Origin of the sequence: Pseudomonas sp. B40(2017) (assembly GCF_002112855.1) — a bacterium.
GTDB classification, from domain to species: Bacteria; Pseudomonadota; Gammaproteobacteria; order Pseudomonadales; family Pseudomonadaceae; genus Aquipseudomonas; species Aquipseudomonas pharyngis.
The window spans coordinates 604487-618915 of record NZ_NEIT01000004.1 but is presented as its reverse complement, the minus strand read 5'-3'; the positions used below and the strand labels follow the sequence as shown (position 1 = coordinate 618915).

The window sequence follows — 14429 nt, the reverse complement described above, 5'->3', positions numbered from 1 at the left end:
GAATTTGGATGGGATTTACAAAAATCTAGGCCGCGTATCATATCCAATTTCGGTAAAACTGTACCAGCGCCGTCGCAAGATCGGCCTGCAAGGCCTGTTCCAGACACCATGCCTCGGCGTTTTTCTGCAGTTCAGGCCAGTATTTTCGGGCCTCAAGCCAGTGGTCGCCGATAGGCTGCCCGGCACTCCACGCGCGCCACAGACCGTTCATCGCCTCGGCAGCAGCGGGCGAAAGGCGTTTTGTGTAAAGCGCAAGGAAGGCGTCCAGCTTGTCGAGGTGGATGTCTTCGTCCTGCTGATAGATGTGCCACAGCATCGGCCGCCCCGCCCACTGCGCCCGGACAAACGAATCCTCGCCGCGCACCGCGTTGAAATCGCAGCACCAGAGCAATTGATCGTATTGATCCTGACGGACGAACGGCAGCACCTGCACTGTCAGCGACTGACGAACGTGCATTGCACCGACCGGCAGCGACTCGACTCCAAGCCAACGGGCGACATCGCCGAGAATCCGTCCTTCCGGCACCAGCAGATGGGTAGGCGTAGCGTCCGCCGCGAGCACATCCAGCCAACTGGCGAGTCCGGCATTCTCGTAGGCAAACAGCGAAATCAGCTGCGCACCGGGCGCAGGAGCGATCCCCAGACCGTGCAGGAATTGTCGCTGCGCCTCGGGGTCCTGTTGAAACTGCTGACGCCGCTCCAGTAAACCGCTCTCACGCAGCAAGCCACCGGTCCCCGGCTGAAATCCCGGAAAGAAAAAGTACTTCTGCACCGACTTGTACTTCACCGACGGCAGACCGTGGCAGCCAACCACCCAGTCTTCAGCGCTGAGATAGTCGAGGTTCATCCACAACGGCGGCTTTTCCCGTGCGGCCATGGCGTCCATGTAAATGCTCGGCAACTGGCAGGCAAAAGCCGCGATCACCACGTCGGCCGCTGCTGATTCCTGCCAGTCAGCCGGCCAGTGCCGGACTTCGACGCCCTGCTGCCATTGCTGATCGAGGCCGATGTCGATTTCCGGGCAAATGCGTTCGAAAGCGCGCAGGTCATCGACCCACAATCGCACCGTCATTGCCTGCTCGCTGACCAGTTGCCGGGCCAGACGCCAGGTCACGCCGATGTCGCCGTAGTTATCGACGACCGTACAAAAAATGTCCCAGCGGGTGTTCAGTGGCGGCATTCAAGGCTCCCGTTGGCAAAAGCGCCGATTGTCCGCATAAATGTCTCAATGCAGAAGAGCCGACGACAATTAATCTTCGTGCGACAATCGCCGCTCGCCCGCATACATCCGCCAGGAGGCAGCCATGCCCTATCGTCCCAACCCGCGTCGTCCGTTGCCTGTTCAGCTTAGCGCGCTGCAATTGACCGGCAGCATTGCCCTGGGTCTGTGGCTGGGTTTCCTGGCCATTGCACTGACTTGCTGGCTCGCCTCGCTGGTGTTCAGCCGTCAACTGCAGCCGGTGGCGGAGGCGGTGCAACAACTGAGCAAATCTCCAGTGGCGGCCCAGCCGCAGCCAGAACCTGAGCCACAAAACCGCCTGTTCGAGCAGTACGAAGAAAACCTGCGCAAGAACGAACAGCAGGCACGCCTGGACCAGGCCCGTGGCAGCACGCGCAATCTGTCGAACCCCAAATGCCAGTTCTGGCTGCAACAGGATCAGACGGCCCCGAGCGAAAAAAGCCGCGCCAATGTCCTGCAATTCTGCGATTGATCATGAATAAACAGACGGTTCACCAACTGATTCTCGACAAGCTGCGCGTCGACCTCGACATCGCCGAACGCGCGGCGCAAACCGCTTACGAAACCGCGACCCACGAAGAGAACATCGCCGAAAACAAGTACGACACTCTGGGCCTCGAGGCGTCGTATCTGGCGGCGGGCCAGGCGAAACGGGTCGAGGAAATTCGTCAGTCACTGGCGCTCTGCCAGAACCTGACGCTGCGCGCGTATGACGATCAGCGAGGGATTGAAATCGGCGCCCTGCTCGGCCTGGAAGACGAAAAGGGTCGCGAGCAATGGCTGTTTCTGGCGCCGGATGCGGCGGGTCTGAAAGTCGATGTGGTGGGTCAGCCGATTACCGTCATCACCCCGCGCTCGCCGCTGGGCAAAAGCCTGCTGGGCAAGTTCGCGGGTGACGAGGTGGAGATTCTGGTAGCAGGCACCCGGCAACAGTTTGCTGTCACCGAGGTGCTGTAGACAGGGGCTTAGTGGACCGGCAGTTCGACACCATCGAAAAGCTCTTCCAGTTCCTGCTTGTTGTGGCACTGAATGGCCTTGGCCATGACTTCGCGGGTCAGGTGCGGTGCGAACTTCTCGATGAAGTCGCACATGAAGCCGCGCAGGAAGGTGCCGCGACGGAAACCGATCTTGGTCACGCTGGACTCGAACAGTTCGCTGGCATCGAGCACCACCAGATCGTTATCCAGTTTGGTGTCGACCGCCATTTTCGCCACGATGCCAACACCCAGGCCCAGACGTACGTAGGTTTTGATGACGTCGGCGTCGGCAGCGGTGAACACCACTTTCGGCGTCAGGCCGCGATGGCTGAAGGCTTCGTCGAGTTTCGAACGGCCGGTGAAACCGAACACGTAAGTCACGATCGGGTATTCGGCCAGCGCTTCAAGGGTCAGCTTCGGCAGTTTGGTCAGCGGGTGGCCCTGGGGCACGACCACGCAACGGTTCCAGCGATAGCACGGCATCATTACCAGATCGCCGAACAGCTCCAGCGCTTCGGTGGCAATGGCGAAATCGACGGTGCCGTCAGCTGCCATCTCGGCGATCTGCATCGGCGAGCCCTGGTGCATGTGCAGCGCCACGTCCGGGTATTGCTTGATGAAATTGCTGATCACCGGCGGCAACGCATAACGTGCCTGGGTGTGGGTGGTGGCGATCGACAGGGTGCCCTTCTTCTCGTTGGAGAATTCCTGGGCGATCTGCTTGATGCTTTCGACCTTGCGCAGAATTTCACCGGCAGTGGTGATGATGCGCTCGCCGGCCGGCGTGACACGGGTCAGGTGCTTGCCGCTGCGGGCGAACACTTCGACGCCCAGTTCGTCTTCCAGCAGACGGATTTGTTTACTGATGCCCGGTTGCGAGGTGTAGAGGCTTTGGGCTGTAGCGGAAACGTTGAGGTCGTGGTGCGCCACTTCCCAGATGTAGCGCAGTTGTTGAAGCTTCATATGAATCCCTCAAAGCAGGTAGACGCCACGGGCATCAGCGACGGTATATAACTATATTAATGGTTTGAAGAATAAATCTAGAACTTTTTTATCAAAGTGCCATTATTCCTGCTTCAGCGATCCTCTCGACGCCGACGCTCCACCAGCGGCACCAGATAAACCGGCACCTTGGACAATTGCAGCAGCCGGGCCGCCGTTCGCCCCAAAGGTGTTTCCGCCCCGACCCCGTGGCTATGACTTCCTACGATCAGCAAATCGACAGAGAGTTTCTGCACCTGATCGAGAATCACCTGTGACGGATCGCCCTGCAGCACCCGTACCGCGCGTATCCGCTGCAGGTCCTGCTCGCCCTCGTCCCCCAGTTCTTCGCGAAAACTATCGAGCACCCGCTGCTCGATATTGGCAATGACCGTTTTCAGACCCTGACTGTGAAATTCGTTCAATGCCTGTTCGTCGAGATAGCTCTGCAACACCGATTCGGCAAACAGCCCCATGGGCTCCACCGCGTGGACCACGTACAGATCGGCATTGAACGTTCGCGCCATCGCCAGGGCATGCTGCATCACTAACGGTGCGTACAGACCGAGGTCAGTGGCATACAGCATCGAACGAATCATATGACCTCCTCGCGTGCCAACATGGCGGAGATTTGATTCAGCTTAGCAGTGCCTTGGCGAGTACGACGTGCGACGCAACGTCTTGAACCACGAGGGCTTTAGACCGCCGGTTCGTTGCTGATGCCGTGGGGCACGTGACCGGTCGCCACCACTTCCCGGGCCAGCTCGCAGTGGCCGGCCTGATCGTCGAAAAACACGTCGGCGGCGAAGGCTTCGAGGAACGCCGATTTGGTCAGACCGCCGAGGAACAGCGACTCGTCCAGACGAATGTCCCACTCGCGCAAGGTACGGATCACCCGCTCGTGGGCCGGAGCCGAGCGCGCGGTGACCAGTGCGGTGCGGATCGGGCACTCCTCATCGGAGAACTCGCGCTGCAACAGATTGAGCGCCGCGAGAAAACCCTTGAACGGCCCGCCGCGCAACGGTTCGCGAGCGGATTCACGCTCCTTGGCCTGGAAGGCTTCGAGGCCACCGGATTGATAGACGCGCTCCGACTCGTCGGAAAACAGCACCGCATCACCGTCGAAGGCGATGCGCAATTCGTCGCTGGCCGCACGACTGGCGCCGCCGGACAGAATGGTCGCCGCCGCGAAACCGGCATCCAGCGCGGCGCGTACGTCTTCGGCATGGGTGGAGAGAAACAGGTCGCAACCGAAAGCCTTCAGGTACGGATAAGGACTGCGCCCGCCAACGAACGCCGCACGGGAGATCGCCAGGCCGTAGTGACCAATGGAGTTGAAAACGCGCAGGCCGGTGTCGGCGCTGTTGCGCGACACCAGAATCACCTCGACCCGGGCGCGACCGAGGCGACTGTTGAGATTGAGCAGTTTTTCCACCAGCGGAAAGGCATCACCCGGCGCGAGGATTTCGTCTTCGTGTTCGATCTGATATTGCCGATAGGCTTCGACGCCGCTCGACAGGTAGACCTTGTGACTCTCACTGAGGTCGAACAGGGCACGGGACGAGATCGCCAGCACCAGTTTGTCATCGATGTTCTTGGCCATGCCTTTCCCCCAATGCGACCGGTTTAAACGTTGCGCCGGTCGATAAAGCTCAATGTGCGATACAACGATTCGATACGCGGCAACTCGCAGCCTGCCGCTTTTGCCGCCGCCAAAGGACGAGCGTAGATCGCCTCGAGCTCCAGTGGTCGTTTGTGCAGGAAGTCGTGATACATGCTCGGCCAATAGTCGGGCATTTTCTCGGTCATCATGAACAGGTATTCAGCGTAACCGGGCGGCATGTCGTGGCCGCAGGCCTTGGCGCCCTGCACCACTTCAGCCATCAGTGCCTGAATCAACGCGCGGCTGTCTGTGTCGGCCATCAACGGCGTGGTGCCGGCGCCGAGCAATACCGAAAGCCCGTTATAGGGAATGTTCCACACCAGTTTCTGCCAGCGCGCCTGATGCAGATTCGGCATCTCCTGGGAATCGAGACCGGCGGCCCTAAACAGACCGGCGCCCTCCTCGACAATTGCCATGCGCGCCGCGTCATCCGCTGCCGGGCCGCTGTGATAGCCAACGTTCACCGCCCCCAGCGCCTGGTGGGTGACCTGGCCCGGCCCTTCGCGGTGGACGCAGATCAGGCACAAGCCGCCCAGCAAGTGCAGTGAATCGGGCAGCAACGCCCGCAAGCTGTCTTCGACGTCGAGGCCGTTTTGCAATACCAGCACTTTCGCGTCGGATTTCGCCGCCTGAATGATCGACGGCGCCAATCCGGCATTGCTGGTGGTTTTGGCGCCGACCAGCAGCCAGTCGCAGGGCGGCATGTCTTCAGCCGACGAATAGGCCTGCACCGGGTTCAGCGTCAACACACCATGCACGGCACTGTCCACTTGCAAGCCGCGCTCGGCGACCGCGGAAAATTCACTGCGCAACAGAAAGTGCACATCGAACCCGGCCCGGGCCAGCATCACCCCATAGAACCCGCCGATGGCGCCGGTGCCAATGATCCCCACCACCGGTTTGTTCACTGCTCCCATCACGGCAACTCCTCTGCAATTCGACCCAGCGCCTGCGCCACGGCTGCGTTCAGCTCATCGGCATTCAGGCGCGTGTGTACCGCCCCAAAGAACTCGCCGTCGCGCACCACAAACAGCGCCGGCAAATGAAAGACCTGATAACGCTCGACCAGTCCGCCATTGTCACCGGCATCGATCCAGCACACGCGATCGACAACCAGATCGAGCCCCGGCAACACTTCGCGGGCATAGCGGCAACTGGCGCAGCCGACGCTGGTGAAAATCACCAGCGAAACGCCGCTCATCGCCAGCAGCCGTTGGTCGGCGTCGAAATCGGTCAGCTGCGATTCGACCACTATACTGGGGGAAACAATGTCAAATGGCCGACACAGGGAGTCTGTGCTCATGGGACGGTTTATTCCTCATCCGGATGATGTGCCCGTTGAATTGACCTTGCTCACACCGGAGTGTATTTCGCGTCAACGGCTGCACACTATCAGCCTCGGCGGCATCGCTTGCAATTACCATCGTGCCTGGCGCCATGGCACCGCATTGCAGGTGCGCATGCCGACCCTCAACGCCGACATCTGTTATCCGGGCTACGTGGCCTGGTGCCTGCGACGTAAAAAAGGCTATCTGGTGGGCATCGCCTTCACCGACGAACAGACCCTGTTCAGCGCGCGAATGGGTGAGCAGGTGTGTCAGATCGAACGCTATTGCCGACTCAACGACGCCCACGACGACCTCCAGGATATTCAGGCCCTGGCCCTGCAATGGGTCGAACAACACGCCGACGAGTTCTCCCACGACACCGTTCGCAAGGCTTTCGCGCAGCCCGTGCTGGACTGAACAGTGACTTGCCCATTGTCTAGCAGGCGCCTAACGCGATAAGGTTCGGCTCCCCGTCGCGCTTAAATCTGCTGTGCTCCGCCGCGCGGGGATTGCTGGCGGCCGGCACCCGTGACCTGACGAGTAAACGATGGCTGATTTACCGATCAACGACCTGAACGTCGCTTCCAACGAGACCCTGATCACTCCCGATCAGCTCAAGCGTGATATCCCTCTGAGCGACGCTGCCTTGCGCACTGTCACCAAGGGTCGCGAAGTCATCCGCAACATTCTCGATGGCACCGACCATCGTCTGTTCGTGGTGATCGGCCCCTGCTCGATCCACGACATCAAGGCTGCCCATGAATATGCCGATCGCCTGAAGGTGCTGGCGGCAGAAGTCTCGGACACCCTGTATCTGGTCATGCGCGTGTATTTCGAAAAGCCACGGACCACCGTCGGCTGGAAAGGCCTGATCAACGACCCGTACCTGGATGACTCCTTCAAGATCCAGGACGGTCTGCACATCGGTCGCCAGCTGCTGCTGGACCTGGCCGAGAAAGGCCTGCCGACCGCGACCGAAGCCCTCGACCCGATCTCCCCGCAGTATCTGCAGGACCTGATCAGCTGGTCGGCCATCGGCGCACGGACCACCGAATCCCAGACCCACCGCGAGATGGCTTCCGGCCTGTCCTCGGCGGTCGGCTTCAAGAACGGCACCGACGGCGGCCTGACCGTGGCGATCAACGCCTTGCAGTCGGTCTCCAGCCCGCACCGTTTCCTGGGCATCAACCAGGAGGGTGGCGTGTCGATCGTCACCACCAAGGGCAACGCCTACGGCCACGTGGTGCTGCGCGGCGGCAACGGCAAGCCGAACTACGATTCGGTCAGCGTCGCCCTGTGCGAGCAGGCGCTGAACAAGGCGAAGATCAAACCGAACATCATGGTCGACTGCAGCCACGCCAACTCCAACAAGGATCCGGCCCTGCAACCGCTGGTGATGGAGAACGTCGCCAACCAGATCCTCGAAGGCAATCAGTCGATCATCGGCCTGATGGTCGAGAGTCATCTGAACTGGGGCTGCCAGGCGATCCCGAAAGACCTCGCCGACCTGCAATATGGCGTGTCGATCACCGACGCCTGCATCGACTGGTCCGCTACCGAAAACACCTTGCGCAGCGTGCACGCCAAGCTCAAGGATGTGCTGCCGAAACGTCAGCGCAGATGACAGCCGTTTCGCAGGCATAAAAAAACGCCGGGCATTGCCCGGCGTTTTTGTGTATGCGGTGAGGTCAGTCAGATCTTGGCGGTGCGCCGCTGATGACGCTCCATGTAGCGCTCCACGTAGGAGCACGAAGGAATGACCGTGTAGCCCATTTCATCGGCGTATTGCAGCGCCCGCTCGGTCAGGGCTGCCGCAATGCCTCGGCCACGCAAAGCGTTGGGCACGAAGGTGCGGTAGATATCCAGGGTCTGTTTCCCCAGATCCATGTAGGTCAGGTAGGCACGATGACCGTCCACATTGGTCTCGAACTGATGACCAGCCTGGTCATGGTGGATGGACAACGCCTCGCTCATCACTACTCCTCGCGGGTCTCGAATTCTGACCCCTACCTTACCGATGTTTTCCCGGCGAAGGAACATCTACGCCACCCCGTGCCTGATGGGCATCGAGAAGAACTGCACCGATCTCGCGCAACCCGAGCACGTATCAAATAGTAGGCACCATTGGCGAAAATGCTCAAGGTACGCTCGTCATCGTGCGGATTGACGGGGCAGTTCCGGTGGACTCAGGGCCGGTTCGGGAGACGATCTTCCCGAGCCGAAAGGCTGAACATCGCCGGATGTTGAGACTTAAGACGAGCCGCCTGTTTTAAAGTCACCTCAACATGGACAAAGATATGCGAGGCGCTGCGCAAATTCGCAACAAAAGTGTGGACGAATCCATATAGACAGACTTTGGCCACTACCTGCAAAACAGCGCACGGCACCGGGAACTTTTTCTCATTAACTCGCTCATCTCGCGGCTTACAGCTGGATATTTTTTATACAGCGCAGTTAAAAGTTGCTCGAAAAAGAATCAACGCCTACAATTTTTTTTGCTTCTTGCCTTACGTCAGTTTACTTACTACAAGTAATGGGTAGTATGTACGCCGGCTATTTCCTCAATCGGAGGAGACAGCCACTTAATTGAAAGTCCTTGAAGGGGAACACGATGAACAACGTTCTGAAATTCTCTGCTCTGGCTCTGGCCGCAGTTCTGGCTACCGGTTGCAGCAGCGCATCGAAAGAAACCGAAGCACGTCTGACCGCTACTGAAGACGCAGCTGCTCGCGCCCAGGCTCGTGCAGACGAAGCTTACCGTAAAGCTGATGAAGCTCTGGCTGCTGCTCAAAAAGCACAACAGACTGCTGACGAAGCTAACGAGCGTGCTCTGCGCATGCTGGAAAAAGCTAGCCGCAAGTAATAGTCCTTCGGGATTGTTATCAAGCCGACCCATTTTTTGGGTCGGCTTTTTTGTGCCCGCCGTTTCTTGGGGCAACAAAAAACCCGCCGCTGCAATAGCCTCGGCGGGTTCTGTCTTGCAGCTTATTGCTGCAGGTCGATCGGTGCGCTGGAGACCATCGGCGCCGAAGTGTTCGGCGTGCCGATTTCGGTTGGCAGGCCATCTTCGGCCGCCACCACGTCACGCACCACATCCCAGTTCATGCGCAGGTTGTTGGTGATGTCTTCGCGCTTGAGCATCGCGTTGATCACGGCGGTGTGTTTGTCGACCACCGACGGGTTGCCCTTGTCATCGATCGGCGTGTGCGCCTCCAGGTAGATCTTGCCGCCACTGCGACCGAACTTGTACGCATCATTGAGGATACGTACCGAGGTACCGACCGGCACCATGCTGGCCATTTCCAGCACGTTGTTGTTGAACATGCGGAAGCAGCCGTGACTGGTGCGCATGCCGATGCCGAACTTCTTGTTCGAACCGTGGATCAGGTAACCCGGCGTACCCAGGGTGAACTTGAACGGACCCAGCGGGTTGTCCGGACCGGCCGGCACCACGTTCGGCAGCGGATCACCGTCGGCGGCGTGCTCGGCCTTGATCGAGGCAGGTGGCGTCCAGGTTGGATTCGGTGTCTTGGCGGTGATTGTGGTGTGCGCGATCGGCGAGCCCCAGCCTTCACGACCGATACCCAGCGGGAAGGTGTACACCACGTTCCGGCCTTTCGGGTAGTAGTAGAGACGGTATTCGGCGAGGTTGATCACGATGCCTTCACGCGGCCCCGGCGGCAGGATGAAACGCGTCGGCAGGACCACTTCGGTGCCGGCGCCCGGCAGCCACGCATCGACGCCCGGGTTGGCCGCGACCATCTCCGAATAACCCAGATCGTAGGTGGTGCCCAGATCGGCAAAAGTGTCTTCGTACTTGGCCTTGATCACCTGCACCTGGCCGATGATGTCCTCACCGGGTGGTGGCAGGGGAAACTCCAGTGCGGCAACGGGACCGGCCACACACAGGGCGGCAAGAGACAGGCAGCGGGTGACGGCAGGAAAACGCGGCAACATCCGGAGAATCCTTCGCAAGATCGACAAGGGTATAAGAGCGCGATTGTACACCGCGCCCAGGGAATTCGGGGAGATGCGCCGATAGACCGCGATATCGACGAAAAAGGACTCAGAGTTCGAAACGCAGCTCAGGCCAGATCGGCGAGGTGCCGCGCTTCTGCGATTCGAGGATTGCCCGGCACAGCGAGCACAGGCGCTGATCCTGAAACACCCGGCGATCCACGCTCGACCAGCGCGGTTGCGCCGGCAGCAGACTGCCGCACAGGGTGCGGTCCGCCGAACCACCGAGCTCCAGTTGACGGGTCACCAGATGCACCCGCACTTCCTGGCAGGCGAACAGATCCAGCTGTTCGTCAGGCTCGATCAGTTGGTAGGCGAACAGGGACCAGGCAGGACGCGGCATCGGGGGCTCCAAATAAGGGGGCGCCACATTAGCCGAAAGCCTGCCGCTAGAAAAGCCTCATAGCAGCGGTTTTAGCGTCGGCCAGACATTTTCCAGCAACTTGCCCTGAGCCCCGGCCGCCGGGTGCAGACCGTCGGCCTGCATCAGGTCCGGATGCCCGCCCACGCCGTCGAGGAAAAACGGCACCAGCGGGATTTTCTTCTCCTCGGCGAGTTTGCCGTAGACCTCGGCAAAGGCATCGGTATAGCGCTTGCCGTAGTTGGGTGGCAATTGCATGCCGAGCAACAGCACCTTGGCACCGCTTTGACGGGAGCTGTCGATCATCGACGCAAGATTTTGTTGCAATTGCGTCGGCGGCATTCCGCGCAAGCCATCGTTGCCGCCCAACTCGAGGATCACCAGTTCCGGTTTGTGCTCTGCAAGCAGCGCCGGCAGCCGTGCCTGGCCTCCGGCACTGGTGTCGCCACTGATGGACGCATTGACCACTTTGTCGTCAAAACCTTCGGTCTTGAGCCGCTGTTCGAGCAACGACACCCACCCAAGCCGGGTATCCAGTCCGAAACCGGCGCTGATACTATCGCCAACGATCAGGACTGTACCCGCCGCTGCGTTCTGGGCCATGCACATCAAGGCCAGGCCAGCACTCAAAAACCACACACGCATCGGATTCTCCATGGGCGCAAGCATTCTCACCGCGAAGAACCTTAGCAAAGTGGTTCCCAGCGCGGAAGGTGAACTGACCATCCTGCACGAACTCAGCCTGGAACTGAACAAGGGCGACAGCCTGGCCATCGTCGGCGCGTCCGGTTCCGGCAAATCCACCCTGCTGGGCCTGCTCGCCGGCCTTGATCTGCCAAGCAGCGGCGAAGTGACGCTCGCCGGGCAAGGCCTGAGCAATCTCGATGAAGACCAGCGCGCGCGCATTCGCGCCGAGCACGTGGGTTTCGTCTTTCAATCGTTCCAGTTGCTCGACAGCCTCAACGCGCTGGAAAACGTCATGCTGCCGCTGGAGCTCGACGGCCGCAAAGACGCTCGAAGCCGCGCCACCGAACTGCTGCAACGGGTCGGCCTCGGCCAGCGCCTGACTCACTCGCCGCGCCAGCTCTCCGGTGGTGAGCAGCAGCGCGTGGCAATTGCCCGGGCCTTCGCCGCCGAGCCGGACGTGCTGTTTGCTGACGAACCCACCGGTAATCTCGACAGCCACACCGGCGAGCGCATCAGCGACTTGCTGTTCGAATTGAACAAGGAACGCGGCACCACCCTGGTGCTGGTGACCCACGACGAACGCCTGGCCCATCGTTGCCGGCGTCTGATCCGTCTTGAAGCCGGCCTGTTGGTCGCCCCTCTGGAGCCTTGATGGCACGTCTGCCGCTGTTGCGTCTGTTCAGTCTCGCCCTGCGCCAACTGATGCGCGATGCCCGCGCCGGTGAACTGCGGGTGCTGTTTTTCGCCTTGGTGGTGGCGGTTGCGGCGAGTACCGCGATCGGCTATTTCGGCGCCCGCCTCAACGGCGCGATGATGCTGCGCGCCACCGAGTTTCTCGGGGCCGACCTGTCGCTCGAAGGCAGCTCGCCCGCCCGCCCGGAACAAATCAGGAGCGGCACCGAGTTGCGCCTGGATCATGCACAGGTGGTGGAGTTTTCCAGCGTCATCGCCACGGACAACGGTATTCAGCTCTCCAGTATCAAAGCCGTCGACCGCGCCTATCCGCTGCGCGGCGAACTGAAAAGCGCTCCCGCCCCTTACGCGACAGAAGAAGCCGGTGGCGAGCCGCAGCCCGGTGAAGCCTGGGTCGAAGCGCGCCTGCTGACAGCGCTGGACTTGAAGATTGGCGACAGCATCGACGTCGGCATGAAGACGCTGAAACTGACGCGAGTGCTGACCTACGAACCGGATCGCGCCGGTAACTTCTACAGCCTGACCCCACGAGTGCTGATCAACCTCGACGACCTCGCTGCGACCGGCGTGGTGCAACCCGGCAGCCGGGTGAGTTACCGCGAACTGTGGCGCGGAGAGCCGCAGGCGCTGGAAACCTATCGCCAACTGATCAAACCGGGACTCGCCGCCAATCAGCGGATTCAGGATGCCCGCGATGGCAACCGACAAATTGGCGGTGCACTGGGCAAGGCCGAACGTTATCTAAACATGGCCAGTCTGGTCGCCGTGCTTCTGGCCGGGGTGGCGGTGGCGTTGTCGGCCAACCGCTTCGCCAGTCGCCGCTTCGATGCCAGCGCCCTGCTGCGTTGTCTGGGTCTGTCACGCCGGGAAACCCTGGTGCTGTTCAGTCTGCAATTGACGGTGCTCGGCCTGCTCGCCAGCCTCAGCGGCGCCCTGCTCGGCTGGCTCGCGCAATTGGGATTGTTCGCGTTGCTGCATGATCTGCTGCCGACCGACGTTCCACCGGGTGGCTTGTTGCCGGCACTGGCCGGAATAGGCACCGGGCTGGTGGCGCTGGCCGGTTTCGCCCTGCCACCACTCGCCGCGCTGGGCCGCGTGCCGCCGCTGCGGGTATTGCGTCGGGACATGCTGCCGATTCCATCGAGCACCTGGATGGTCTATGGCGCGGCACTCGGCGCGCTCGGGTTGATCATGTGGCGCCTGAGTCTGGACCTGCTGCTGACGTTCGCCCTGCTCGGCGGCGGTGTGGTCGCCGCGCTGGTGCTCGGCGGCTTGCTGCTGTTGCTGCTGCAAAGCCTGCGTCGCCTGCTCGCACGCGCGTCCCTGCCGTGGCGTCTCGGATTGGGTCAGTTGTTGCGCCATCCTTTGGCGGCAGCCGGCCAGTCATTGGCTTTCGGGCTGATCCTGCTGTCCATGGCGCTGATCGCCTTGCTGCGCGGCGAATTGCTCGACACCTGGCAGAACCAGTTGCCGAAAAACGCGCCGAACTACTTCGCCCTGAACATCCTGCCGGCCGACAAACAAGCCTTCACCGATCACCTGATCAATGTCTCGGCCCAGGCCGCGCCGTTGTATCCGGTGGTGCCGGGACGGCTGATCAGCATCAACGGCGAAGCGGTGCAGCAGATCGTCAGCAAGGATTCGGCCGGCGACCGCGCGATCCAGCGCGACCTGAGCCTGACCTGGGCGGCCGATCTGCCGGCGGGCAACAAAATCACCGCCGGTTCGTGGTGGACCGGCCAACCTTCGGACGATGTTCCGGGCGTCTCGGTGGAAGGCAAGGTGGCCGAAAGCCTCAAGCTCAAACTGGGCGATCACATGGTATTCAGCGTCGGCGGGGTCAATCGCGAAGCGAAGGTCACCAGCCTGCGGGAGATCAACTGGGACAACTTCCAGCCGAACTTCTTCATGATCTTCCAGCCCGGCACCCTGAAGGATCTGCCGGCGACTTACCTGACCAGCTTCTATCTGGCGCCCGGTCACGATCAGCAGATTGTCGAGCTGTCGCGAGCATTCCCGGCAGTGACCATCCTGCAGGTCGAAGCCTTGCTCGAACAACTGCGCAGCATCCTCGCCCAGGTCACCCTGGCGGTGGAGTATGTGTTGTTGTTTGTATTGGCGGCGGGGATGGCGGTGCTGTTTTCCGGGTTGCAGGCAACGCTGGACGAACGCATTCGCCAGGGCGCACTGCTGCGTGCGCTGGGTGCCGAGCGCCAGTTGCTGATCAAGGCGCGACGAATCGAGTTCGGCTTGCTCGGCGCGGTCAGTGGATTGCTCGCGGCCATCGGTTCGGAAGTGGTGAGTCTGGTGCTGTATCGCTTCGCCTTCGACCTGCCATGGCATCCCCATCCGTGGTTGCTGCTGTTGCCGTTGATCGGCGCGGCGCTGATCGGTGGCGCCGGGGTGTTCGGCACGCGGCGTGCGCTCAACGCCAGCCCGCTGACAGTGTTGCGCGAGGGTTGATAGACTCCAGCCGTCTTAA

The 14429-nt window shown here is 60.9% G+C and carries 17 protein-coding genes; 7 read left to right on the top strand and 10 right to left on the bottom strand.

Going from position 1 to position 14429, the window contains the following annotated elements:
• Nucleotides 1-37: 37 nt before the first annotated feature.
• Entirely contained in the window at nt 38-1180 is a 1143-nt protein-coding gene (gene earP, locus CAF76_RS13615; protein ID WP_085647564.1) for an elongation factor P maturation arginine rhamnosyltransferase EarP, read from the bottom strand.
• A gap of 124 nt (nt 1181-1304) precedes the next feature.
• Between earP and CAF76_RS13610 the strand changes: the two genes are divergently transcribed.
• Together CAF76_RS13610 and CAF76_RS13605 are read left to right on the top strand one after the other, a co-directional pair.
• Nucleotides 1305-1712: a hypothetical protein gene (locus CAF76_RS13610; protein WP_085647563.1), complete on the top strand. Its 408-nt coding sequence runs from the start codon at nt 1305-1307 to the stop codon at nt 1710-1712.
• Between the two features lie 2 nt (nt 1713-1714).
• The gene (locus CAF76_RS13605) at nt 1715-2197 is read left to right on the top strand and encodes a GreA/GreB family elongation factor (RefSeq protein WP_085647562.1); all 483 of its coding nucleotides are present in this window, start codon (nt 1715-1717) and stop codon (nt 2195-2197) included.
• 8 nt (nt 2198-2205) lie between these two features.
• On the opposite strand, the gene cysB is transcribed toward CAF76_RS13605, so the two are convergent.
• The 5 genes from cysB to CAF76_RS13580 all read right to left on the bottom strand — a co-directional run bounded on the left by cysB (nt 2206) and on the right by CAF76_RS13580 (nt 6164).
• Nucleotides 2206-3180 (bottom strand): HTH-type transcriptional regulator CysB, encoded by a 975-nt coding sequence (gene cysB / locus CAF76_RS13600; RefSeq protein ID WP_003183769.1) that lies wholly within the window; start codon nt 3178-3180, stop codon nt 2206-2208.
• 113 nt (nt 3181-3293) lie between these two features.
• Nucleotides 3294-3797: a universal stress protein gene (locus tag CAF76_RS13595; protein ID WP_007955683.1), complete on the bottom strand. Its 504-nt coding sequence runs from the start codon at nt 3795-3797 to the stop codon at nt 3294-3296.
• Nucleotides 3798-3895: 98 nt separating this feature from the next.
• Entirely contained in the window at nt 3896-4801 is a 906-nt protein-coding gene (locus CAF76_RS13590) for a 5'-nucleotidase (protein WP_039770472.1), read from the bottom strand.
• Between the two features lie 23 nt (nt 4802-4824).
• Nucleotides 4825-5781, bottom strand: a complete 957-nt coding sequence (locus tag CAF76_RS13585) for a putative 2-dehydropantoate 2-reductase (RefSeq protein WP_178076174.1) — start codon at nt 5779-5781, stop codon at nt 4825-4827.
• Complete coding sequence (locus CAF76_RS13580; RefSeq protein WP_085612203.1) at nt 5778-6164, bottom strand: co-chaperone YbbN; 387 nt, start codon at nt 6162-6164, stop codon at nt 5778-5780. Before CAF76_RS13580 ends, CAF76_RS13585 begins: the two co-directional genes overlap by 4 nt.
• Between CAF76_RS13580 and CAF76_RS13575 the strand changes: the two genes are divergently transcribed.
• Both CAF76_RS13575 and CAF76_RS13570 read left to right on the top strand, forming a co-directional pair.
• Nucleotides 6163-6606: a PilZ domain-containing protein gene (locus tag CAF76_RS13575; RefSeq protein ID WP_011335308.1), complete on the top strand. Its 444-nt coding sequence runs from the start codon at nt 6163-6165 to the stop codon at nt 6604-6606. The genes CAF76_RS13580 and CAF76_RS13575 overlap by 2 nt on opposite strands.
• 130 nt (nt 6607-6736) lie before the next feature.
• On the top strand, nt 6737-7813 hold the full coding sequence (locus CAF76_RS13570) for a 3-deoxy-7-phosphoheptulonate synthase (RefSeq protein ID WP_085647560.1): 1077 nt from the start codon (nt 6737-6739) through the stop codon (nt 7811-7813).
• A gap of 68 nt (nt 7814-7881) precedes the next feature.
• On the opposite strand, the gene CAF76_RS13565 is transcribed toward CAF76_RS13570, so the two are convergent.
• The gene (locus CAF76_RS13565; RefSeq protein WP_007955658.1) at nt 7882-8163 is read right to left on the bottom strand and encodes a GNAT family N-acetyltransferase; all 282 of its coding nucleotides are present in this window, start codon (nt 8161-8163) and stop codon (nt 7882-7884) included.
• A 637-nt stretch (nt 8164-8800) separates the two neighbouring features.
• Here CAF76_RS13565 and oprI point away from each other — a divergent pair.
• Nucleotides 8801-9052 carry an outer membrane lipoprotei OprI gene (gene oprI / locus CAF76_RS13560; RefSeq protein ID WP_011335311.1) on the top strand — a complete coding sequence of 84 codons (252 nt, stop codon included), beginning with the start codon at nt 8801-8803 and terminating at the stop codon, nt 9050-9052.
• Between the two features lie 122 nt (nt 9053-9174).
• On the opposite strand, the gene CAF76_RS13555 is transcribed toward oprI, so the two are convergent.
• From CAF76_RS13555 to CAF76_RS13545, 3 genes are all read right to left on the bottom strand, one after another.
• Nucleotides 9175-10146: a L,D-transpeptidase family protein gene (locus tag CAF76_RS13555; RefSeq protein WP_011335312.1), complete on the bottom strand. Its 972-nt coding sequence runs from the start codon at nt 10144-10146 to the stop codon at nt 9175-9177.
• Nucleotides 10147-10255: 109 nt separating this feature from the next.
• Entirely contained in the window at nt 10256-10549 is a 294-nt protein-coding gene (locus CAF76_RS13550) for a hypothetical protein (protein WP_003226812.1), read from the bottom strand.
• Between the two features lie 57 nt (nt 10550-10606).
• Complete coding sequence (locus CAF76_RS13545; RefSeq protein ID WP_007955652.1) at nt 10607-11212, bottom strand: arylesterase; 606 nt, start codon at nt 11210-11212, stop codon at nt 10607-10609.
• Nucleotides 11213-11222: 10 nt separating this feature from the next.
• Between CAF76_RS13545 and CAF76_RS13540 the strand changes: the two genes are divergently transcribed.
• Complete coding sequence (locus CAF76_RS13540; RefSeq protein ID WP_007955651.1) at nt 11223-11906, top strand: ABC transporter ATP-binding protein; 684 nt, start codon at nt 11223-11225, stop codon at nt 11904-11906.
• Nucleotides 11906-14410, top strand: coding sequence for an ABC transporter permease (locus tag CAF76_RS13535; protein ID WP_085647559.1), 2505 nt, complete (start codon nt 11906-11908; stop codon nt 14408-14410). The genes CAF76_RS13540 and CAF76_RS13535 overlap by 1 nt, the downstream gene beginning before the upstream one ends.
• The last annotated feature ends 19 nt before the right edge of the window (nt 14411-14429 follow it).

Bases quoted from the DNA above. Each gene is read 5' to 3' on its own strand.
- cysB (WP_003183769.1), bottom strand. From the start codon at position 3,180: ATGAAGCTTCAACAACTGCGCTACATCTGGGAAGTGGCGCACCACGAC.
- CAF76_RS13565 (WP_007955658.1), bottom strand. From the start codon at position 8,163: ATGAGCGAGGCGTTGTCCATCCACCATGACCAGGCTGGTCATCAGTTC.
- CAF76_RS13580 (WP_085612203.1), bottom strand. From the start codon at position 6,164: ATGAGCACAGACTCCCTGTGTCGGCCATTTGACATTGTTTCCCCCAGT.
- CAF76_RS13550 (WP_003226812.1), bottom strand. From the start codon at position 10,549: ATGCCGCGTCCTGCCTGGTCCCTGTTCGCCTACCAACTGATCGAGCCT.
- earP (WP_085647564.1), bottom strand. From the start codon at position 1,180: ATGCCGCCACTGAACACCCGCTGGGACATTTTTTGTACGGTCGTCGAT.
- CAF76_RS13610 (WP_085647563.1), top strand. From the start codon at position 1,305: ATGCCCTATCGTCCCAACCCGCGTCGTCCGTTGCCTGTTCAGCTTAGC.
- CAF76_RS13545 (WP_007955652.1), bottom strand. From the start codon at position 11,212: ATGCGTGTGTGGTTTTTGAGTGCTGGCCTGGCCTTGATGTGCATGGCC.
- CAF76_RS13595 (WP_007955683.1), bottom strand. From the start codon at position 3,797: ATGATTCGTTCGATGCTGTATGCCACTGACCTCGGTCTGTACGCACCG.
- CAF76_RS13555 (WP_011335312.1), bottom strand. From the start codon at position 10,146: ATGTTGCCGCGTTTTCCTGCCGTCACCCGCTGCCTGTCTCTTGCCGCC.
- CAF76_RS13535 (WP_085647559.1), top strand. From the start codon at position 11,906: ATGGCACGTCTGCCGCTGTTGCGTCTGTTCAGTCTCGCCCTGCGCCAA.
- oprI (WP_011335311.1), top strand. From the start codon at position 8,801: ATGAACAACGTTCTGAAATTCTCTGCTCTGGCTCTGGCCGCAGTTCTG.
- CAF76_RS13590 (WP_039770472.1), bottom strand. From the start codon at position 4,801: ATGGCCAAGAACATCGATGACAAACTGGTGCTGGCGATCTCGTCCCGT.
- CAF76_RS13605 (WP_085647562.1), top strand. From the start codon at position 1,715: ATGAATAAACAGACGGTTCACCAACTGATTCTCGACAAGCTGCGCGTC.
- CAF76_RS13570 (WP_085647560.1), top strand. From the start codon at position 6,737: ATGGCTGATTTACCGATCAACGACCTGAACGTCGCTTCCAACGAGACC.
- CAF76_RS13575 (WP_011335308.1), top strand. From the start codon at position 6,163: ATGGGACGGTTTATTCCTCATCCGGATGATGTGCCCGTTGAATTGACC.
- CAF76_RS13540 (WP_007955651.1), top strand. From the start codon at position 11,223: ATGGGCGCAAGCATTCTCACCGCGAAGAACCTTAGCAAAGTGGTTCCC.